The organism is Mycobacterium gordonae, from assembly GCF_001417955.2.
Classification (GTDB): Bacteria; Actinomycetota; Actinomycetes; order Mycobacteriales; family Mycobacteriaceae; genus Mycobacterium; species Mycobacterium gordonae_B.
In genome coordinates this window covers 14,057-35,048 of the sequence record NZ_LKTM01000342.1, presented here as the reverse complement: position 1 = coordinate 35,048, position 20,992 = coordinate 14,057, and the positions used below count along the sequence as shown (strand labels likewise).

Below are 20,992 nucleotides of genomic sequence, written 5' to 3'. Positions count from 1 at the left end.
AGCGGTGAGCGCACACCCGGCGGTCAGGCGATATCGCCGACGAAGACCGCCATCCGCCGCAACTGGGCCTTTGCCATCTTGGGCAGGCCTTCGGCCTCCGGTCCGTCGGTACCCGCCGGCAGGATCCGCGCGTTCGTGATGTGCACGGTCTGGCGGGCGTAGTGCACGTCGGCGTCGCCTGCGGCCAGCACGTTCTTCACCCAGTCGGTCTTGCCGTGGCCCAGGGCGATCGCGAGCACGTTGCCCTTGCGGTAGGTCGTCACGATCGTCTTGTAGGCCTTACCGGACTTGCGGCCGCGGTGCTCGATGGTGGCGGTGCCGGGCAGGAACCGGGCGATCGGTTTGAGGAGCGGGTTGAGGTACTTGACCTGGATGTTCTCGAACCACACCGGGAAGATCATCGGGACGCCGGGGGCGTTGTTGGGGTGTTGATCCCTTGCAGACATGGCTGGCTCCTTTTTACCCGCGCACTGTACCGGTCGAATATCGACTTGAGCTGCTCTGGGACAATGGTCCACGTGACCACATCGCCTTCGCCACTGTCCCGGATCGACTTGCGGGGCGTGGAGTTGACGGCTGCACGCCTGCGGGCGGAACTACCGCGCGGCGGCGTCGATGTGGAGGCCGTGCTGCCCAAGGTGCGACCGATCGTCGCGGCCGTCGCCGAGCGTGGGGCGGTCGCCGCGCTGAACTACGGCGAGGAGTTCGACGGTGTCCGGCCCGCGGCCGTGCGGGTACCCGACAGCGCACTCGAGGCTGCCGTCGTCGGACTCGACAACGACGTACGCGACGCGCTGCAGGTGATGATCGACCGGACCCGCGCCGTGCACGCCGATCAGCACCGTGCCGACACCACCACCACGCTGGGCCCGGGAGCCACCGTCACCGAACGCTGGGTCCCCGTCGAACGGGTCGGTCTGTACGTGCCCGGCGGCAACGCGGTCTACCCGTCCAGCGTGGTGATGAACGTGGTGCCGGCCCAGGCAGCCGGCGTCGACTCGCTGGTGGTCGCGAGTCCGCCCCAGGCCGCCTTCGGGGGACTGCCGCATCCGACCATCCTGGCCGCGGCCAAGCTGCTCGGCGTCGAGGAAGTCTGGGCGGTAGGCGGTGCTCAGGCCGTCGCGTTGCTCGCCTACGGCGGCACCGACACCGGCGGAGGAGAGCTCGTCCCCGTCGACATGATCACCGGACCCGGCAACATCTACGTCACCGCGGCCAAACGGCTGTGCCGCTCCCAGGTGGGCATCGACGCCGAAGCCGGCCCTACCGAGATCGCCATCCTCGCCGACCACACCGCCGACCCGGCACACGTGGCGGCCGACCTGATCAGCCAGGCCGAACACGACGAGATGGCGGCCAGCGTCCTGGTTACCCCCAGCCCCGAGCTGGCCGACGCCACCGACACCGAACTCGCCGCCCAGCTGCAGACCACCGTCCACCGCGAGCGGGTGACCACCGCACTGTCGGGGCCCCAGTCCAAGATCATCCTGACCGACGACCTCGATGCCGCCATCAAGGTGGTCAACGCCTACGCCGCCGAACACCTGGAGATCCAGACCGCCGATGCCGCGGAGGTGGCTACCCGGATCCGTTCGGCCGGAGCCATTTTCGTCGGACCGTACGCACCGGTGAGTCTGGGCGACTACTGCGCCGGCTCCAACCACGTGCTGCCCACCGCCGGCAGCGCGCGCCACTCCAGCGGCCTGTCGGTACAGACCTTCCTGCGCGGCATCCACGTCGTCGACTACACCGAGGCCGCGCTCAAAGACGTGTCGGGCCACGTCGTCACGCTGGCCAAGGCCGAGGACCTGCCGTCGCACGGTGAGGCGGTCCGCCGGAGGTTCGAGCGGTGACCCGACCGACACTTGACGACCTGCCGCTGCGCGACGACCTGCGTGGCAAGTCTCCCTACGGCGCTCCGCAATTGGACGTGCCGGTGCGGCTGAACACCAACGAGAACCCGCACCCGCCCACCCAGGCGCTGATCGACGACGTGGTGCGCTCGGTGCGCGAAGCGGCCGCCGATCTGCACCGGTACCCCGACCGCGACGCGGTGGCCCTGCGCGCCGATCTGGCCGCCTATCTCAGCGTCCAGACCGGCACGCCGATAGGCGTCGAAAGTGTCTGGGCTGCAAATGGTTCCAACGAGATCTTGCAGCAGTTGCTGCAAGCTTTCGGCGGCCCGGGCCGCAGCGCCATCGGCTTCGTCCCGTCGTATTCGATGCACCCCATCATCTCCGACGGCACCCGCACCGAATGGCTCGAAGCGGCCCGTGCGGAGGACTTCAGCCTGGACATCGACGAAGCCGTCGCCGCCGTGGTGGACCGCCGGCCCGACGTGGTGTTCATCGCCAGCCCGAATAACCCTTCGGGGCAGAGCATTTCGCTGGACGACCTGCGCAGGCTGCTTGACGTGACCCCGGGCATCCTGATCGTCGACGAGGCTTATGGCGAGTTCTCGTCGCAGCCCAGTGCCATCACGCTGCTCGACGAATACCCGGCGAAACTCGTCGTCACCCGCACCATGAGCAAGGCATTCGCCTTCGCCGGCGGGCGATTGGGTTACCTGGTCGCGACTCCCGCCCTGGTTGACGCCATGCTGCTGGTTCGGCTGCCCTACCACCTGTCTTCGGTCACTCAGGCCGCGGCCCGGGCAGCCCTGCGGCACGCCGACGACACTCTGGGCAGCGTCGCCACCCTGATCGCCGAACGGGAACGGGTGTCAACCGCATTGACCAACATGGGTTTTCGGGTCATTCCCAGTGACGCCAACTTCGTCCTGTTCGGAGAATTCGCCGACGCGGCGGCCGCCTGGCAGCATTACCTGGAAGCGGGCGTCCTGATCCGCGACGTCGGTATTCCCGGCCATCTGCGCGCCACCATCGGAATGGCCGACGAGAACGACGCGTTCTTGAAAGTGAGCGCCGAGATCGCCACCACCGATCTAGCCAGCCCCAGCCCGGTAGGCGCGGGTCGTGACCGTTACTTAGGAGCACAGTGACAACCGAAGCCCGGCGTGCGCGCATCGAACGCCGCACCCGAGAATCCGACATCGTGATCGAACTCGACCTCGACGGCACCGGCGAGGTGGACGTCGATACCGGCGTGCCCTTCTACGACCACATGCTCACCGCACTGGGTTCGCACGCGAGCTTCGACCTGATGGTGCGCACCAAAGGCGACGTGGAGATCGAGGCGCATCACACGATCGAGGACACCGCGATCGCCCTGGGCACCGCGCTGGGGCAGGCCCTTGGCGACAAGAAGGGCATCCGGCGGTTCGGCGACGCGTTCATCCCGATGGACGAGACGCTGGCACATGCCGCCGTCGACGTGTCCGGGCGCCCCTACTGCGTGCACACCGGCGAACCGGATCACTTGCAGCACACCACGATCGCCGGCAATTCGGTGCCGTATCACACCGTCATCAATCGCCATGTCTTCGAGTCGCTGGCCGCAAACGCCCGCATCGCGCTGCATGTGCGGGTGCTGTACGGACGCGACCCGCACCACATCACCGAGGCGCAGTACAAAGCCGTGGCCCGCGCACTGCGCCAGGCCGTCGAGCCCGACCCGCGCGTGTCCGGGGTGCCGTCCACCAAAGGTGTTCTGTGACTTCGCTTATCCGGCCAAAGTCCGTGGTGGTATTGGACTACGGCTCCGGCAACCTGCGCTCCGCGCAACGTGCGCTGGAGCGGGTGGGTGCTGACGTCGACGTCACCGCGGACGCCGAAAAGGCACTGGCCGCAGACGGACTGGTGGTGCCCGGCGTCGGCGCCTTCGAGGCGTGCATGACCGGCCTGCGCAAGATCGGCGGCGAGCGGATCATCGCGGAACGGGTCGCCGCCGGGCACCCGGTGCTCGGCGTCTGCGTGGGCATGCAGATCCTGTTCGCCCGTGGCGTCGAATTCGGGGTGGAGACAACGGGGTGCGGCCAATGGCCCGGCGCGGTGACCCGGCTGGATGCGCCGGTGATCCCGCACATGGGGTGGAACGTGGTCAACGCCGCGCCGGACAGTGTGCTCTTCCGGGGCATGAGCGCCGACACCCGGTTCTATTTCGTACACTCCTACGCCGCGCAGCGGTGGGAAGGTTCACCCGAAGCGATGTTGACGTGGGCGACACATCAGGTGCCGTTTCTGGCGGCGGTGGAGGACGGTCCGCTGTCCGCCACCCAGTTCCACCCGGAGAAGAGCGGCGACGCCGGGGCCGCGATCCTGCACAACTGGGTCGAGGGGCTCTAGCCATGTCGCTGATTCTGTTGCCGGCCGTCGACGTCGTCGAGGGCCGCGCCGTGCGCCTGGTCCAGGGCAAGGCCGGCAGTGAAACCGAGTACGGCTCAGCGCTGGACGCCGCGCTGGGTTGGCAGCGCGACGGCACCGACTGGATCCACCTGGTCGACCTCGACGCCGCCTTCGGCCGCGGTTCCAACCGCGAACTGCTGGCCGAAGTGGTGGGCAAACTCGATGTGCAGGTGGAACTGTCCGGCGGCATCCGCGACGACGACTCCCTGGCCGCCGCGCTGGCCACCGGGTGCGCCCGGGTCAACGTGGGCACCGCCGCGCTGGAGAACCCGCAGTGGTGTGCCCGGGCGATCGCCGAGCACGGCGACAAGGTGGCCGTGGGTTTGGACGTCCAAATCGTCGATGGCGCACACCGATTGCGCGGCCGCGGGTGGGAGACCGACGGCGGCGACCTGTGGGAGGTGCTGGACCGGTTGAACGCCGAGGGGTGTTCGCGCTACGTCGTCACCGACGTCACCAAGGACGGCACCCTGGCCGGGCCCAACCTCGATCTGCTGGCCAGGGTCGCCGAACGCACCGACGCGCCGGTGATCGCCTCCGGCGGCGTGTCCAGCCTGGACGATCTTCGCGCCATCGCGACGCTGACCGACCGCGGGATCGAGGGAGCGATCGTGGGCAAGGCGCTCTATGCCGGCCGGTTCACGTTGCCACAGGCGCTGGATGCGGTGCGGGAGTAGGCGCCATGGATTTGGATGCATTGGTTCAACAGGCATCGGGGATCCTCGACGATGCAATCGAACCGTTCCTGGCCGGCCACCGCGCCGACTCGGCGGTCCGCAAGAAGGGCAATGACTTCGCCACCGAAGTCGACCTGGCCATCGAACGGCAGGTCGTCGATGCACTGGTCGCCGAAACCGGAATCGAGGTCCACGGCGAAGAATTCGGCGGCGCCGACGTCGGCTCGCCGTGGGTGTGGGTGCTGGACCCGGTCGACGGCACGTTCAACTACGCCGCCGGGTCGCCGATGGCGGGCATCCTGCTGGGACTGCTGCGCGACGGCGAACCGGTCGCCGGGCTGACCTGGCTGCCCTTCACCGGTCAGCGTTACACCGCGGTGGCGGGTGGTCCGTTGATGAAAAACGGTGAGCCGCAGCCGAAGTTGGCAACCGCCGAGCTGGCCGACGCGCTGGTCGGCGCCGGCTCGTTCAGCGCCGACTCCCGGGGCCGTTTCCCGGGCCGCTACCGGGTCGCGGTGCTGGAAAACCTCAGCCGGTTGTCGTCGCGATTGCGCATGCACGGTTCCACCGGCCTCGACCTTGCCTATGTTGCCGACGGAATCCTGGGCGGTGCAATCAGTTTCGGTAGCCATGTGTGGGACCACGCCGCCGGAGTGGTGTTGGTGCGTGCCGCCGGTGGCATCGTCACCGACCTGGCCGGCGAGCAATGGACCCCGGCCTCCCGGTCCGCGCTCGCCGCCGCGCCCGGCGTCCACGGCGAGATTCTCGAGATCCTCCGCAGCACCGGGCAACCGGAGGATTACTGAAATGCAGCAGCATCACTCCGGTGACGGACTGGCGGTACGGGTGATTCCGTGCCTGGACGTCGACGACGGCCGCGTCGTCAAGGGTGTCAACTTCGAAAACCTCAGGGATGCCGGTGATCCCGTCGAACTGGCGGCGGCATACGACGCCGAGGGCGCTGACGAGCTCACGTTTCTCGACGTGACGGCGTCCTCCTCCGGGCGGACCACCATGCTCGATGTGGTGCGTCGCACCGCCGAACAGGTGTTCATCCCGCTCACCGTGGGCGGCGGGGTGCGCACCGTGGCCGACGTCGACACGTTGTTGCGCGCCGGGGCGGACAAGGTGTCGGTCAACACCGCAGCCATCGCCCGCCCCGACCTCCTGGCAGAAATGGCAAGGCAATTCGGGTCGCAGTGCATCGTGTTGTCGGTCGACGCGCGGACCGTGCCCGAGGGCTCGGCGCCGACCCCGTCGGGCTGGGAAGTCACCACCCATGGCGGCCGGCAGGGCACCGGCATCGACGCCGTCGAGTGGGCCGCCCGCGGTGCGGAGTTGGGCGTGGGTGAGATTTTGTTGAACTCGATGGATGCCGACGGCACCAAGGCGGGGTTCGACCTGGCCATGCTGCGCGCCGTGCGTGCGGCGGTGACGGTGCCGGTGATCGCCAGTGGCGGTGCCGGAGCGGTGGAGCACTTCGCACCCGCGGTGGACGCCGGAGCCGATGCGGTGCTGGCGGCCAGCGTGTTTCACTTCCGGGAGCTGACGATCGGGCAGGTCAAGGCCGCCATGGCCGCCCGGGACATCACTGTGCGGATCGGCACGGCATGACCCTCGACCCCGCCATCGCCGCCCGGTTGAAGCGCAACGCCGACGGGTTGTTCACCGCGGTGGTGCAGGAGCGCGGCAGTGGTGATGTGCTGATGGTCGCGTGGATGGACGACGACGCGCTGGCCCGCACCCTGGAAACCCGTGAGGCCACCTACTTTTCCCGATCCCGGAACGAGCAATGGGTCAAAGGAGCGACCTCGGGGCACACGCAGTACGTGCACTCGGTGCGGCTGGACTGTGACGGCGACACCGTGCTGCTGACCGTCGATCAGGTAGGGGGAGCCTGCCACACGGGCGACCACAGCTGCTTCGATGCCGCGGAGCTGCTGGAGCCCGAGGACTAGCGGATCGGGACGTCGAGCCCGATCGCCGCCGCCAGAGCGGCCTTGGTCCATTCGCGACGCTCCACGTCCGGTTTGATGCGATCCCGCCGGATCAGCTCGATGTCGATGGGCCTACCCACGGTGACCGCCGCCGGTACGTGGAAGACGAAGGACGGTCGGTCGGTGGTGATCCCCAGCAGGACGTCGGCGTCGGTGAAACCATTGCTGCGGATCACGTTTTCGGTCCATTTGGCAGGTTTGACGCCGCCGAAATCGTTGACGTAGACCACCCACAGCCGAGTCCCTTGCCCGGCGTAGAGCTTGTTGACGGCCCGCTCGATCAGGACGCGTTCGCCGGGTCCCAGCACGTGGGCCTGATCGGTGATCTGAGTGGTCAGTTTGAGCGCTGGAAGGCCCGCGCTGCCGTTCGTCGGCGCAATGCCGGCCGGCGAGGACGAGGGACCCGCAGACTGTTGCCCACCCGAGTGGCCGCGCATCACCACCACCGCGAGGACCGCGGCCACCGCTATCAGCACAACGGCCGCCACCGTGGCGATCAGCGCCCCACGACGACGGCCGCTGGGGGCGGGTGTGGCTGCGGCGATCACCTCGGTCGCCCGTTCCACGGCGATCGTCGGGCCCGAAGCGTCGGCCGTGCCCACCGGAGCGGCCAGTGCGGCGGCAAAATCCGAGCAGGACGCGAATCGCGCCGACCGGTCCTTCGCCAGTGCCCGGGCGATGACGCCATCGAGGTAGGCGAGTTCCGGGCGCCGCTCGCTCAGCAGCGGCGGCGGTGCCGACAGATGTTGGCTGATCACCACCGCGGGGTTGGAATTCTGGAACGGGGCACCGCCGGTCAGCAGCTGGTACGCGGTGCAACCCAAGGCGTACTGATCGGCTCGACCGTCGAGATCGGACGCCTGCAGCTGCTCCGGTGGGCAGTAGGCGGTGGTGCCCATCGTCATGTTGGTCGCAGTCAGGCCGCTGACGTCGCCGAGTTCACGGGCGATGCCGAAATCGGCGAGCAGGATCCGCCGCCGCGGCGCAGCCTCGCCCAGCAGGATGTTGGCCGGTTTGACGTCGCGATGCAGCAAGCCGCGGGAGTGCGCGTAGTCCAGCGCTTCCGCCACGGCCGTGACGATGTCCACGACCTCAGGCAATGGCATCCCGGACGGATACCGGTCGCGCAGCAGCTGGGCGGCGTCGGTGCCTTCGACGTAGTCCATCGACAACCACAATTGGCCCTCGTACTCGCCACGGTCGTGGATGCCGACGATGTGTTCGTTGTACAGGCTGCCGGCCAATTCGGCCTCGCGGTTGAACCGCGCACGAAACTCCTGGTTCGTGGTGAACTCCGCGGGCAGGATCTTCAACGCGTCCCGGCGGGGCAGCCGTGGATGCTGCGCCAGGTACACCTCGCCCATCCCACCGGCACCGAGCCGTCGCACGATCGTGTAGCCGGCGAAGAGCTCGCCCTCCTGTAAGCCCCTCGTGGGGTCGCGGTCTGCGCTGGTCGGCATGGGAGCATGCTACTGAGGCGCAGTTAGCCGGAATTAACGCACTGGTACAATTAAGGCGCTGTCAGTTTCGCTGACCGGTGCCAACCGGTTCGGTTGCGATCCGCTGCAGCGGTGGCCGCAGTTGATTTCCCGGCATGGCTGATCAGTTGTGCGTGAACGTGTTTCGGCGAAACAGGGTCGGGTATGTCTGGATCGACGTTGCGGCCCAACCTGATTCAGAGCGTTCATCCCGTCAGCTGAGCGCAGCGACGTGGGGCGCAATCTGTATGTGCCGCAATCGTTTTGGCGGCGGCGATAAGGAAAGGAGCGATCGATGGTCAAACGTGTGTCGTGGAACGTGCTGGCGCCGCTGATCGCTCTGGTTGCTCTGGTGTTCAGCTGGGGGCAGGAGATCGGCCCGGTGGTGGGGGTGGTGGAGGCTGTGCTGCTCGGCGGTGCCGTGCTGGCCGCGGTCCATCACGCCGAGGTGGTGGCGCACCGGGTCGGCGAGCCGTTCGGGTCGCTGGTGCTGGCCGTCGCGGTGACCGTCATCGAGGTGGCGCTGATCGTCACGTTGATGACGTCCGGCGGCGACAAAGCGGCCACCCTTGCGCGCGACACGGTGTTCGCGGCGGTGATGATCACCACCAACGGCATCGTCGGCTTGTCGCTGCTGCTGGGCTCCCGACGCTACGGGGTGACGCAATTCAACGCGCACGGCAGCGGCTCGGCGCTGGCAACGGTCGCCACGCTGGCGACGTTGGGCCTGGTATTGCCGACGTTCACCACCAGCCATCCCGGTCCCCAGTTTTCCCCTGGCCAACTTGCGTTCGCCGCGGTCGTCTCGCTGGGTCTGTACCTGATGTTCGTCTTCACCCAGACCGTCCGGCACCGCGACTTCTTCCTGCCGGTGGTGCAGAAGGGTGCGGCCGACGACGACAACCACGCCGACCCGCCGAGCACCAAGTCGGCGCTGCTGAGCGTGGGAGTTCTGCTCGTCGCCCTGGTGGCGGTGGTGGGACTGGCCAAGGTGGAATCGCCGTTCATCGAGCGCATGGTGGCGGCCGCTGGTTTCCCGCACTCCTTCGTCGGCGTGGTGATCGCGCTGGTGGTGTTGCTGCCGGAGACGCTCGCGGCAGGACGCGCGGCTCGCCAGGGACGCATGCAGATCAGCCTCAACCTGGCGTACGGCTCCGCGATGGCCAGCATCGGGCTCACCATCCCAGCCATTGCGCTGGCGTCGATATGGCTCCGTGGACCGCTGCTGCTGGGGCTCGGACCCGTCCAGTTGGTGTTGTTGGCGCTGACCATGGTGGTCAGCGTGCTCACCGTGGTGCCGGGCCGGGCGACCCGGCTGGAGGGCGAGGTGCATCTCGCCGTGCTGGCCGCGTGGTTGTTCCTGGCGATCAGCCCGTAGCGCGTCTCGCTTCGACCCGCGAGCGTGAAGCCAGCTTCACGTTCGACGCCGAGCGTGCAACCAGGTTCACGCTCGGCACCAGGACGCGGACTTCACCGCCCGCGCAGCGTCTCCAGCGCCTTGTCCGCATGGGTGTCCATGCTGATCTCGCTGGAAATCACGTTGAGCACGGTGCGGTCGGTGTCGATGACGAATGTGGTGCGCTTGACCGGCATCAACTTGCCGAGCAAACCCCGCTTGACGCCGAACTGGGTTGCCACCTTGCCGTCGCTGTCCGACAGCAGCGGGTAGTCGAAGTTCTGGGTGTCGGCGAACTTCGCCTGCTTCTGAACGGGGTCGGTGCTGATGCCGACCCGGTTGGCGCCGAGCACGGCGAATTCGGAGGCCAGGTCCCGGAAGTGGCAGGCTTCCTTGGTGCAGCCCGGCGTCATGGCCGCCGGATAGAAAAACAGCACGACGGGCCCGTCGCTCAGCAGTTCACTCAGTTTGCGCGGGGTGCCCGTCTGATCGGGAAGCTCGAAGTCGGCCACGGTGTCACCAATTTTCATGGCCGCCACGCTACGCGGGCCGTCGACCGGCAATCTGATTGGATGGTCCGGTGAACGCCATCCTCGCAGCCACGACAACGCGGGAGGATTTCCGCGTGCTGGCCGCCGAGCACCGGGTCGTCCCGGTGACCCGCAAAGTACTGGCCGACAGCGAAACTCCGCTTTCGGCGTATCGCAAGCTCGCCGCCGGCCGCCCCGGGACTTTCCTGCTCGAGTCGGCCGAAAATGGCCGGTCCTGGTCGCGCTGGTCGTTCATCGGGGCCGGGGCGCCGACCGCGTTGAGCGTGCGGGACGGCCACGCGGTGTGGCTGGGCTCGGTGCCCAAGGACGCACCCGCCGGGGGCGACCCGCTCGACGCGTTGCGCGCCACGCTCGAGGTTCTCGCGACGGCCGGCCTGGCTGGTTTGCCGCCGCTGTCCGGTGGCATGGTCGGCTACTTCGCCTACGACATGGTGCGGCGACTGGAGCGCCTGCCCGAGCTCGCCGTCGACGACCTCCAGCTGCCGGACATGCTGTTGCTGCTGGCCACCGATGTGGCCGCGGTGGACCACCACGAGGGCACCATCACTTTGATCGCGAACGCGGTCAACTGGAACGGCACCGACGAGCGGGTGGACTGGGCCTACGACGACGCGGTCGCGCGGCTCGACGTGATGACCGCCGCGCTGGGGCAGCCGCTGCCCTCGACCGTCTCCACCTTCAGCAAACCCGAACCGGTGCACCGCTCCCAACGCACGGTCGAAGAGTACGGCGCCATCGTCGACTACCTGGTCGAGCAGATCGCCGCCGGGGAGGCATTCCAGGTCGTCCCCTCCCAGCGTTTCGAGATGGACACCGACGTCGACCCGATCGACGTCTACCGGATGCTGCGGGTAAGTAACCCAAGCCCGTACATGTACCTGCTGCAGATCCCCGATAGTGAAGGCGCAGTGGACTTTTCGATCGTCGGGTCCAGCCCAGAGGCGCTGGTGACCGTGCACGACGGACGGGCCACGACGCATCCGATCGCCGGAACGCGGTGGCGGGGGGAGACCGAGGAAGAAGACGTCCTGCTGGAGAAGGAATTGCTGTCCGACCAGAAGGAGCTCGCCGAGCACCTGATGCTGGTGGACCTGGGCCGCAACGATCTGGGCCGGGTGTGCACGCCGGGGACCGTCCGCGTCGAGGACTACAGCCACATCGAGCGCTACAGCCACGTGATGCACCTGGTTTCCACGGTGACGGGCCTGCTGGCGGAGGGCAAGACCGCCCTGGACGCGGTGACGGCGTGTTTCCCGGCCGGCACCCTGTCCGGTGCTCCGAAGGTCCGGGCGATGGAACTGATCGAGGAGGTCGAGAAAACCCGCCGGGGCCTCTACGGAGGTGTAGTCGGCTACCTCGACTTCGCCGGCAACGCCGACTTTGCGATCGCCATTCGCACCGCGCTGATGCGCGACGGAACGGCCTATGTTCAGGCGGGCGGTGGCGTGGTGGCCGACTCCAATGGGCCGTACGAGTACAACGAGTCGCGGAACAAGGCGCGGGCGGTGCTCAACGCGATCGCCGCGGCCGAGACGCTGACGGTGCCGGGCACGAACGGTGGCTGACAGCCCACGCCGCGGGCGGCTCCTCATCGGAGGCGCCCAGTTGTTGCTGGTCGTCGCGGCCGGTGCCCTGTGGGGTGCCTCGCGGTTCACCTGGGTTGTCATCCGATCGTTCGACGGGTTGGGGCAGCCCAAGGAGATCGCGCTGTCGGGTGCCACCTGGTCGAGCGCGCTGCTGCCGCTGGCGATCGTGAACCTGGCCGCTGCGGTCGCCGCGCTGGCGGTGCGCGGTTGGCAGTTGCGGGCGCTGGCGGCGCTGCTGGCGGCTGCGAGTTTCGCGATCGGCTACCTCGGCGTCAGCCTGTGGGCCGTGCCTGATGTGGCGGCGCGCGGAGCCGATCTCGCGCACGTTCCGGTCGCGACGCTGGTGGGCAGCGCCCGCCAGCACAGCGGGGCGGTGCTGACGGTGGCGGCGGCGCTGTGCACCCTGGTGGCCGCGACCTTGTTGATGCGCTCGGCTTCGGTCGCCGGGTCTGCCAGGCCGGACAGCACGAAGTACCTGGCTCCGGGGGCGCGCCGCTCGGCGGCGCGGGAAATCGACGGGGCACCAACCGAGGATCGGTCGCAGGCCGGGGACGGGCAGTCGCAGCTTTCGGAACGCATGATCTGGGATGCTCTGGACGAGGGCCGTGACCCTACCGATCGACCCGCTGACCCGGACATCGAGGGGCGGTGACGGGCCTCCTCGTGAGGGTCGCTACCCTTCTTGCACGCCGTCGAAATCGGTTGGCGAGCGTGGGGTGATCCAGAGTCACAGTGGGTTACAGGAGGAAGGAACCGCAGGTATGAGTCCGGCCAACGTGCTTGACTCCATTCTTGAGGGAGTCCGGGCCGATGTTGCCGCGCGCGAAGCCCGCGTGAGTCTTTCCGAAATCAAGGCCGCCGCCGCAGCCGCCCCGCCGCCCCGCGACGTGATGGCCGCGCTGCGCGAGCCCGGCATCGGGGTGATCGCCGAGGTCAAGCGTGCCAGTCCGTCGAAGGGTCCGCTGGCGACCATCGCCGACCCGGCAAAGCTGGCTCGCGCCTACGAGGACGGCGGCGCCCGGATCATCAGCGTGCTGACCGAGGAACGACGTTTCAACGGTTCGCTCGACGACCTCGACGCGGTCCGCGCGGCGGTATCGATCCCGGTGTTGCGCAAAGACTTTGTGGTGCAGCCCTACCAGATCCACGAGGCCCGCGCGCACGGTGCCGACATGTTGTTGCTCATCGTCGCCGCACTCGACCAGTCCGCACTGGTGTCGATGCTCGACCGCACCGAGTCGCTGGGCATGACAGCGCTGGTCGAGGTGCACACCGAAGAAGAGGCCGACCGCGCGTTGAAGGCCGGAGCCAACGTGATCGGAGTCAACGCCCGCGATCTGACTACGCTGGAGGTCGACCGGGACTGCTTCGCGCGGATCGCCCCCGGATTGCCCAGCAAGGTGATCAGAATCGCCGAGTCCGGCGTGCGCCACACCGGTGACCTGCTGGCGTATGCCGGCGCGGGCGCCGACGCCGTGCTCGTCGGTGAGGGCCTGGTGAAAAGCGGTGACCCCCGTGCGGCGGTCGCCGACCTGGTCACCGCCGGAACCCACCCATCCTGTCCGAAACCGGCTCGCTAGCCGTTGATGTCCTGCGCACGCCCTGAGTCTTTGTAATGGCTGACCTCTCGAACCCGGATATTCCGCGTACCAGCGCCGCCATCGTCGAACGCACCCACTACGACCCGGACGCGGGCGGTCATTTCGGCGTTTACGGCGGACGCTACGTGCCCGAAGCGCTGATGGCCGTTATCGAGGAAGTCACCGTCGCCTACGAGAAGGAACGCGTGGACCAGGATTTCCTGGACACCCTGGACAAGTTGCAGACGCACTACGCCGGCCGGCCGTCTCCGTTGTACGAGACGACCCGGTTGGGCGAGCACGCCGGCTCGGCTCGGATCTTCCTCAAGCGAGAAGACCTGAACCACACCGGGTCTCACAAGATCAACAACGTGCTCGGCCAGGCGCTGCTGGCCCGACGGATGGGCAAAACGCGGGTCATCGCCGAGACAGGGGCCGGCCAGCACGGGGTGGCCACCGCCACCGCCTGCGCGCTGATGGGCCTGGAGTGCATCATCTACATGGGCGCGGTCGACACTGCCCGTCAAGCGCTCAACGTGGCCCGGATGCGGTTGCTGGGCGCGCAGGTCGTTTCGGTGGAGACCGGGTCCCGGACCCTCAAAGACGCCATCAACGAGGCGTTTCGGGACTGGGTCACCAACGCCGACAACACCTACTACTGCTTCGGCACCGCCGCCGGACCGCATCCGTTCCCGACCATGGTGCGCGACTTTCAGCGGATCATCGGCATGGAGGCGCGCGTGCAGATCCAGCAGCAGGCGGGCAGGTTGCCCGACGCGGTGGTCGCGTGCGTCGGTGGCGGGTCCAACGCAATCGGGATCTTCCACGCTTTCCTCGACGATCCCGGTGTGAGGCTGGTGGGCTATGAAGCCGCCGGCGACGGCGTCGAAACCGGCCGGCACGCGGCGACTTTCACCGGCGGTTCGCCCGGTGCGTTCCAGGGCTCGTTCTCGTACCTGCTGCAGGACGCGGACGGACAGACCATCGAATCGCATTCCATCTCAGCAGGTTTGGATTACCCCGGAGTAGGCCCCGAGCACGCCTGGCTCAAAGACGCGGGACGCGTTCAGTACGAACCGATCACCGACACCGAGGCCATGGACGCGTTCGGCCTGCTGTCCCGGACGGAGGGCATCATCCCGGCCATCGAATCCGCGCACGCGGTGGCCGGAGCACTGAAGCTGGGTGCCGAATTGGGAAGGGGCGCGGTCATTGTGGTGAACCTGTCGGGCCGCGGAGATAAGGACGTGGAGACCGCCGCGAAGTGGTTCGGCCTGATGGACAAGTCGTGACGGTGCAACAGAGTGCGGCCGGCAGACTGGGCCCGTTGTTCGATTCGTGCCGGGCTGACGGCCGGGCGGCATTGATCGGTTATCTGCCCACCGGTTACCCGGACGTGCCGGGATCGCTGCAGGCCATGACCGCACTGGTCGAATCCGGTTGCGACATCATCGAAGTCGGTGTGCCGTACTCCGACCCGGGGATGGACGGCCCGACGATTCAGCGGGCCACCGAGCAGGCGCTCAGCGGGGGAGTCCGGGTGCGCGACACGCTGACCGCGGTCGAGGCGATCAGTGCCGCGGGTGGCCGGGCGGTAGTGATGACTTACTGGAATCCGGTGTTGCACTACGGAGTTGACGCGTTTGCCCGCGACCTGGCTGCGGCCGGCGGTCAGGGGTTGATCACTCCCGACCTCATTCCCGATGAGGCGGCGCAGTGGATTGCGGCGTCGGAGGAGCACGGTCTGGATCGCATCTTTCTGGTGGCGCCGTCATCGACGCCCGAACGTCTGGTGGCCACCGTCGAGGCATCACGCGGATTCGTCTACGCCGCGTCGACGATGGGTGTGACGGGCGCACGCGATGCGGTCTCGACGGCCGCTCCTGAACTGGTGAGAAGGGTGAAGGCGGTGGCTGACATACCAGTTGGTGTCGGACTGGGTGTGCGGTCGGGCGCGCAGGCCGCGCAGATCGGCAGCTACGCCGACGGGGTGATCGTCGGTTCGGCACTGGTGTCGGCGTTGGGCGAGGGCCTGCCCGCTCTGCGGGCGCTGACCGAGGAACTGGCCGCCGGCGTGCGCCAGAGGAAGTCGGCATGACGTTCCCCATGTCCCAGACGTACCTCGCCTACATTCCCAGCCCCCCGCGCGGAGTGTGGCATCTGGGGCCGCTGCCGATTCGGGCCTACGCGTTCTTCATCATCACCGGCATCCTGGTTGCTTTACTGATCGCGGATCGGCGCTGGGTGGCCCGTGGCGGTCAGCGCGGGGTGGTCTACGACATCGCTTTGTGGATGGTGCCGTTTGGTTTGATCGGTGGCCGGCTCTACCACCTGGCCACGGACTGGCAGACATATTGGGGTCCCGGTGGCGCCGGTACGGCTGCGGCACTGCGGATCTGGGACGGTGGCCTGGGCATCTGGGGCGCGGTGGCGCTCGGCGCGGTGGGTGCCTGGATCGGCTGCCGGCGGCGCGAGATCCCGTTGCCCGCGTTCCTCGACGCGGTGGCTCCCGGAGTGGTGTTGGCGCAGGCCATCGGTCGGCTCGGAAACTATTTCAATCAGGAGCTCTACGGCCGCGAAACCACGGTGCCGTGGGGCCTGGAGATCTTCTACCGGCGCGACCCTGCCGGCTACGTCGACGTCCACTCGCTGGACGGCGTCTCGACGGGGCAGGTGGCGCTCGTCGTGCAGCCCACGTTCTTGTACGAATTGATCTGGAACCTGGTGGTATTCGGCCTGTTGCTGTTGCTGGACCGGCGTTTGACCCTCGGCCACGCGCGGCTGTTCGCGTCCTATGTCGCGCTGTATTGCGTCGGGCGATTCGCCGTGGAGTTGCTGCGCGATGACACCGCGACACACATCGCGGGCATTCGGATCAACACCTTCACGTCGACGTTCGTCTTCATCGCCGCGGTCGTCTACATCATCCTGGCGCCGAAGGGCCGGGAAGACCCGGCGTTGTTGCGCGGGCGCGTGGCCGACGAAGCGGACGAAGCTTTGGAGCCCGAGCCGGCAGAGTCCGAAGCGGAGCTGGCGAGCGTCGCGGCCACCTCGGCTGCGGCGACAGCCGCGGGAACGGCTGCCGTGGGCGATGGCGAAGCCGCGGGCGACGAGGAATCCACGGCTGGTGCAGATGAACCGGCGGCAGCCGATGACGGCGAGCCGGAGGAGTCGGAGCCGGAAGTCACCGAAGCGCAGGCCGCGGTCGCCGAGGAGACGGTCGAAGGTGACGCCGGTGAGTCCGATCAGGCTGAGATCCTCGAAGAGGCCGAAGCCGAGGAGGCCGACGAGTCTGCTGACGAGGCCGAAGAAGCCGTCGCAGAGGCCGAAGAAGCTCGCGAGGCCGAGGTCGACGAGCTACCGGACATCGACGCGATGGAACCGGTGGTCGAGGATGCCGAGTCGGCTGGTCACCCGTTGCTTGGTGGCGCCCCCACAGTGCCTCAGGACACCGACGAAGCGGTGGTCGAGGCGGAGCCGGAATTGGCTGACGCCGATGCCGAGGAAGTCGACGCGGTCGACGAGGTCGAAGCTGAAGCAGCCGAGTCTGCCGCCGAGGAAGCCGACGAGGTCGAAGCTGACGAGACCGACGAGGCCGAAGCTGAACCAGCCGAGCCTGCCGCCGAGGAAGCCGACGAAACTGACGAGGCCGACGAGGCCGACGAGGCCGAGCCCGCCGCCGGAGAAGCCGACGAGCCCACCGACGAGGACGAGGCCGCCCAGCCCGTGCCGGACGAGCCCGAGACCGCCGAGGCTGTAGCCGACGAATCCGCCGAGGCCGACGAGGCCGAGCCCGCCGCCGGAGAAGCCGACGAGCCCACCGCCGAGGACGAGGCCGCCCAGCCCGTGCCGGACGAGCCCGAGACCGCCGAGGCTGTAGCCGACGAATCCGCTGCGGTTGAGCCTGAGTCCACGGGTGACGACGAGCCCGCGCCCCCGGCGCCGGACACCGCCACGGAAGAGAGCGCCGGCACCGCGCGTCAGCGCTGGCGACTCCGCCTCCGGAGGCAGCGTTAGCGAAGCACGCTCGCGAGGTCCGTTGCACCGCAACGGTTCTGATATCGCCGGTGATATCAACTTTCAGCGGATCATATGCGTTCTGTCGCGGTGCCAGAGTGGCTGATGTTGCTGATGTGGCGGTGGGCGGGCACCCGCCGTATCTGGCATGCTGAAACCGTGACTGAGCAGCCGTGGCCGGGTGCCGGCGATCCTGGCTCCCCGCCGCAGGATTCCGGGTACCCGCCGCCGCCATTTCCGCCGCCCTACCAGCCGTACCCGCAGTACGCGGCCGGCTACGACCCGTCGGCGCCGTACGGCCGACACCCCGTCACCGGGCAACCGTATTCGGACAAGTCGAAGACCGTCGCGGGCCTGCTGCAACTGCTCGGCCTGTTCGGTTTCGTCGGCGTCGGGCGAATCTATGCGGGGCATGTTGGGCTGGGCGTAGCGCAGTTGCTGGTCGGCTGGGTGACGTGCGGGCTGGGCGCCTGGGTGTGGGGCATCATCGACGCGGTGCTGATCCTCACCGACAAAGTCACCGATCCCCAGGGTCGTCCGTTGCGTGATTGAACCTGACCCGCGGGCCCCGGCTGCGCCGAAGAAGATCATCGCCGCAGGATCGGCTGTCCTGTTGGCCGGCTCGCTGGCGTATATCGGTTTCGCCGATCCGCACCAGCCGGATTCGGTTTATCCGCAGTGTCCGTTCAAATTTCTCACCGGCTGGAACTGTCCGGCCTGCGGTGGGCTCCGAATGACCCACGATCTGCTGCACGGTCATCTCTCAGCCGCCGTATACGACAATGCCTTCGCGCTCGTCGTGATCCCGCTGGTGGCCGGTTGGATCCTGGTGCGGCGGTTCAGGGGCCGATCGTGGTTGCCGGTAGCCACGACGATCACGCTGGTGATCGCGGCGACGGCATGGACGGTGGTGCGCAATCTGCCCGGCTTCCCATTGGTGCCGACGGTCCTGAGCGGCTGATCGACGCGCGCCGCACCTTCCGCGCCGAACGTGAAGCTGGCCGCACGCTCGGCGTCGAACGTGAAGCTGGCCGCACGCTCGCGACTCAACCCGCGACGCGCGCCGCACCTTCCAGTCACGCTGATGCCAGCCGGCGCGACTATGCTTTGTCGTCGTGACTAGACGCGGAAAGATCGTCTGCACCCTCGGGCCGGCCACCCCCACCGACGATTTAGTCCGTGACCTGGTTGAAGCCGGAATGGACGTCGCCCGAATGAACTTCAGTCACGGCGACTATGCGGATCACGAAGCCGCCTACCAGCGCGTCCGCAATGCCTCCAACGCCACCGGCCGCGCCGTAGGCATCATGTGCGACCTCCAGGGCCCCAAACTCCGACTCGGACGTTTTGCCGACGGGCCCACCTACTGGGCCGACGGCGAGACCGTCCGCATCACCGTCGCCGACTGCAAAGGCAGCCACGACCGCGTTTCCACCACCTATAAGCGGCTGGCAGAGGATGCGAGGCCCGGTGACCGGGTGCTCGTCGACGACGGCAAGGTCGGGCTCATCGTCGACCGCGTCGAAGGCGACGACGTGGTGTGCAAGGTCGTCGAGGGCGGTCCGGTCAGCAACAACAAGGGGATCTCGCTGCCCGGGATGAACGTCTCCGCCCCGGCGCTGTCCGAGAAGGACATCGAGGACCTGACGTTCGCACTCAAGCTGGGTGTCGACATGGTGGCCCTCTCGTTCGTGCGTTCGCCGTCCGACGTCGAACTGGTCCACGAAGTGATGGACCGGGTCGGGCGGCGGGTACCGGTGATCGCCAAGCTGGAAAAGCCCGAAGCCATCGACAATCTCGAGGCCATCGTGCTGGCGTTCGACGCTGTGATGGTGGCCCGCGGTGACCTCGGCGTCGAGCTGCCGCTGGAAGAAGTGCCGCTGGTGCAGAAGCGGGCCATCCAGATGGCCCGGGAGAACGCCAAGCCGGTCATCGTCGCGACCCAGATGCTCGACTCGATGATCGAGAACTCGCGGCCCACCCGGGCTGAGGCCTCCGACGTCGCCAACGCCGTGCTGGACGGCGCGGACGCGCTGATGCTCTCCGGCGAAACCTCCGTCGGCAAGTACCCGCTGCAGGCGGTCAAGACGATGTCGCGCATCGTGTGCGCGGTCGAGGAGAATTCGACCGCCGCGCCGCCCCTGACGCACGTGCCGCGCACCAAACGGGGCGTGATCTCCTACGCCGCGCGCGACATCGGCGAGCGGCTGGACGCCAAGGCCCTGGTGGCGTTCACCCAGTCCGGCGACACCGTCCGGCGACTGGCCCGCCTGCACACCCCCCTGCCGCTGCTGGCATTCACCGACCTGCCGGAGGTGCGCAGCCAGCTGGCCATGACGTGGGGCACCGAGACATTCATCGTTCCGCACATGAAGACCACCGACGGCATGATCCGAGAGGTGGACAAGTCCCTGCTCGAACTCGGGCGCTACAAGCGCGGCGATCTGGTGGTCATCGTCGCGGGCGCGCCTCCGGGCACGGTCGGCTCGACGAACCTGATCCACGTGCACCGTATCGGCGAGGACGACGTCTAACAGCGTGTCCGACTTCGACGAATTGCTGGCGATACTCGACCTCAATCGTGTCGCCGAGGACCGATTCGTCGGATCTCACCCCAGCAAGAACCCGATGCGAACGTTCGGTGGTCAGCTGGTGGCGCAGTCGTTCGTAGCCGGCACCCGCACGCTGCTCCGGGCAGGCCTGCCGCCGAGCGCGCTGTCGGTGCACTTCATCAACGGCGGCGACACCCACAAAGACATCGAATTCCATGTGGTGCCATTGCGTGACGAGCGGCGCTTCGCCAACCGCCGCGTCGATGCGGTACAGGACGGAAGGCTGCTGTGTACGGCGATGATCTCGTACATGGCCGGCGGGCGGGGTCTCGAGCACGGCGTCGAGCCGCCGGAGGTCGCCGAACCGGAATCGGTGCCGTCCCTGAGCGACCTTCTGCGCGGATATGAGAAGACGCTCCCGCACTTCGTCAACGCGCTGCAGCCGGTCGACTGGCGCTACACCAACGACCCGTCCTGGGTGATGCGGGACAAGGGCGAAAGCCTTGCCTACAACCGGGTTTGGCTGACGGCATCGGGTGCGATGCCCGACGATCCGGTGCTGCACACCGCGACGATGTTGTACTCCTCGGACACCACGGTGCTGGACTCGGTGATCACCACCCACGGACTGTCCTGGGGATACGACCGCATCTTCGCGGCGTCGGCCAATCACTCGGTGTGGTTTCACCGCCAGGTCGACTTCGACGACTGGGTGCTGTATTCGACGTCATCGCCCGTCGCCGCCGACTCGCGCGGACTGGGCCGCGGGCACTTCTTCGATCGCTCCGGGCAGGTCATCGCCACGGTCGTGCAGGAGGGCGTGCTGAAGTACTTCCCCGCACCGAGCCGATAAC

22 protein-coding genes are annotated in these 20,992 nt (G+C 67.8%); 19 read left to right on the top strand and 3 right to left on the bottom strand.

The features are described 5' to 3' along the window. Positions 1–23: 23 nt before the first annotated feature. Entirely contained in the window at positions 24–446 is a 423-nt protein-coding gene (locus AO501_RS24880; protein ID WP_055580250.1) for a nitroreductase family deazaflavin-dependent oxidoreductase, read from the bottom strand. 63 nt (positions 447–509) lie between these two features. Between AO501_RS24880 and hisD the strand changes: the two genes are divergently transcribed. Genes hisD through hisI form a run of 8 tightly spaced genes read left to right on the top strand, consistent with a single transcriptional unit; the run spans position 510 to position 6,939 of the window. After that, on the top strand, positions 510–1,853 hold the full coding sequence (gene hisD, locus AO501_RS24875) for a histidinol dehydrogenase (RefSeq protein WP_055580249.1): 1,344 nt from the start codon (positions 510–512) through the stop codon (positions 1,851–1,853). Then, a complete protein-coding gene (locus AO501_RS24870) occupies positions 1,850–3,001 on the top strand; it encodes a histidinol-phosphate transaminase (protein WP_055580248.1) in 1,152 nt (383 codons plus the stop codon). Before hisD ends, AO501_RS24870 begins: the two co-directional genes overlap by 4 nt. Further along, positions 2,998–3,615 carry an imidazoleglycerol-phosphate dehydratase HisB gene (hisB, locus tag AO501_RS24865; protein WP_055580247.1) on the top strand — a complete coding sequence of 206 codons (618 nt, stop codon included), beginning with the start codon at positions 2,998–3,000 and terminating at the stop codon, positions 3,613–3,615. The genes AO501_RS24870 and hisB overlap by 4 nt, the downstream gene beginning before the upstream one ends. A gap of 8 nt (positions 3,616–3,623) precedes the next feature. Continuing rightward, positions 3,624–4,244, top strand: coding sequence for an imidazole glycerol phosphate synthase subunit HisH (gene hisH / locus AO501_RS24860; protein WP_156452770.1), 621 nt, complete (start codon positions 3,624–3,626; stop codon positions 4,242–4,244). Positions 4,245–4,246: 2 nt separating this feature from the next. Then, positions 4,247–4,981, top strand: a complete 735-nt coding sequence (gene priA / locus AO501_RS24855) for a bifunctional 1-(5-phosphoribosyl)-5-((5-phosphoribosylamino)methylideneamino)imidazole-4-carboxamide isomerase/phosphoribosylanthranilate isomerase PriA (protein WP_055580245.1) — start codon at positions 4,247–4,249, stop codon at positions 4,979–4,981. A 5-nt stretch (positions 4,982–4,986) separates the two neighbouring features. Then, positions 4,987–5,787: an inositol monophosphatase family protein gene (locus AO501_RS24850; protein ID WP_055580244.1), complete on the top strand. Its 801-nt coding sequence runs from the start codon at positions 4,987–4,989 to the stop codon at positions 5,785–5,787. A gap of 1 nt (position 5,788) precedes the next feature. Continuing rightward, complete coding sequence (gene hisF, locus AO501_RS24845; RefSeq protein WP_055580243.1) at positions 5,789–6,595, top strand: imidazole glycerol phosphate synthase subunit HisF; 807 nt, start codon at positions 5,789–5,791, stop codon at positions 6,593–6,595. Beyond that, entirely contained in the window at positions 6,592–6,939 is a 348-nt protein-coding gene (hisI, locus tag AO501_RS24840; protein WP_055580242.1) for a phosphoribosyl-AMP cyclohydrolase, read from the top strand. The genes hisF and hisI overlap by 4 nt, the downstream gene beginning before the upstream one ends. On the opposite strand, the gene AO501_RS24835 is transcribed toward hisI, so the two are convergent. Further along, positions 6,936–8,438: a serine/threonine-protein kinase gene (locus tag AO501_RS24835; protein WP_055580241.1), complete on the bottom strand. Its 1,503-nt coding sequence runs from the start codon at positions 8,436–8,438 to the stop codon at positions 6,936–6,938. The two genes, hisI and AO501_RS24835, sit on opposite strands and share 4 nt — an antisense overlap. Before the next feature lie 313 nt (positions 8,439–8,751). Here AO501_RS24835 and AO501_RS24830 point away from each other — a divergent pair, with 313 nt between their 5' ends. Beyond that, a complete protein-coding gene (locus AO501_RS24830; RefSeq protein ID WP_055580240.1) occupies positions 8,752–9,834 on the top strand; it encodes a calcium:proton antiporter in 1,083 nt (360 codons plus the stop codon). Positions 9,835–9,926: 92 nt separating this feature from the next. Here AO501_RS24830 and AO501_RS24825 read toward each other — a convergent pair whose 3' ends face one another. Continuing rightward, positions 9,927–10,382, bottom strand: a complete 456-nt coding sequence (locus tag AO501_RS24825; protein ID WP_055580239.1) for a peroxiredoxin — start codon at positions 10,380–10,382, stop codon at positions 9,927–9,929. 50 nt (positions 10,383–10,432) lie between these two features. Here AO501_RS24825 and AO501_RS24820 point away from each other — a divergent pair, with 50 nt between their 5' ends. From AO501_RS24820 to AO501_RS24775, 10 genes are all read left to right on the top strand, one after another. Continuing rightward, entirely contained in the window at positions 10,433–11,968 is a 1,536-nt protein-coding gene (locus AO501_RS24820; RefSeq protein WP_055580238.1) for an anthranilate synthase component I, read from the top strand. Next, positions 11,961–12,641, top strand: coding sequence for a TIGR02234 family membrane protein (locus tag AO501_RS24815; RefSeq protein WP_055580237.1), 681 nt, complete (start codon positions 11,961–11,963; stop codon positions 12,639–12,641). The genes AO501_RS24820 and AO501_RS24815 overlap by 8 nt, the downstream gene beginning before the upstream one ends. A 109-nt stretch (positions 12,642–12,750) precedes the next feature. Next, on the top strand, positions 12,751–13,569 hold the full coding sequence (trpC, locus tag AO501_RS24810) for an indole-3-glycerol phosphate synthase TrpC (RefSeq protein ID WP_055580236.1): 819 nt from the start codon (positions 12,751–12,753) through the stop codon (positions 13,567–13,569). Positions 13,570–13,604: 35 nt separating this feature from the next. Continuing rightward, positions 13,605–14,861: a tryptophan synthase subunit beta gene (gene trpB, locus AO501_RS24805; RefSeq protein ID WP_055580235.1), complete on the top strand. Its 1,257-nt coding sequence runs from the start codon at positions 13,605–13,607 to the stop codon at positions 14,859–14,861. Further along, positions 14,858–15,667: a tryptophan synthase subunit alpha gene (trpA, locus tag AO501_RS24800; protein WP_055580234.1), complete on the top strand. Its 810-nt coding sequence runs from the start codon at positions 14,858–14,860 to the stop codon at positions 15,665–15,667. Before trpB ends, trpA begins: the two co-directional genes overlap by 4 nt. 8 nt (positions 15,668–15,675) lie before the next feature. Next, positions 15,676–17,586, top strand: a complete 1,911-nt coding sequence (locus AO501_RS24795; RefSeq protein ID WP_063892917.1) for a prolipoprotein diacylglyceryl transferase — start codon at positions 15,676–15,678, stop codon at positions 17,584–17,586. A 114-nt stretch (positions 17,587–17,700) separates the two neighbouring features. Further along, positions 17,701–18,138 carry an NINE protein gene (locus tag AO501_RS24790; RefSeq protein WP_055580258.1) on the top strand — a complete coding sequence of 146 codons (438 nt, stop codon included), beginning with the start codon at positions 17,701–17,703 and terminating at the stop codon, positions 18,136–18,138. Continuing rightward, complete coding sequence (locus tag AO501_RS24785) at positions 18,134–18,547, top strand: DUF2752 domain-containing protein (protein ID WP_055580257.1); 414 nt, start codon at positions 18,134–18,136, stop codon at positions 18,545–18,547. The genes AO501_RS24790 and AO501_RS24785 overlap by 5 nt, the downstream gene beginning before the upstream one ends. Positions 18,548–18,701: 154 nt before the next feature. After that, positions 18,702–20,120, top strand: a complete 1,419-nt coding sequence (gene pyk, locus AO501_RS24780; protein ID WP_055580233.1) for a pyruvate kinase — start codon at positions 18,702–18,704, stop codon at positions 20,118–20,120. Positions 20,121–20,124: 4 nt separating this feature from the next. Beyond that, positions 20,125–20,991 carry an acyl-CoA thioesterase II gene (locus AO501_RS24775; protein WP_055580232.1) on the top strand — a complete coding sequence of 289 codons (867 nt, stop codon included), beginning with the start codon at positions 20,125–20,127 and terminating at the stop codon, positions 20,989–20,991. Position 20,992: the final 1 nt, after the last annotated feature.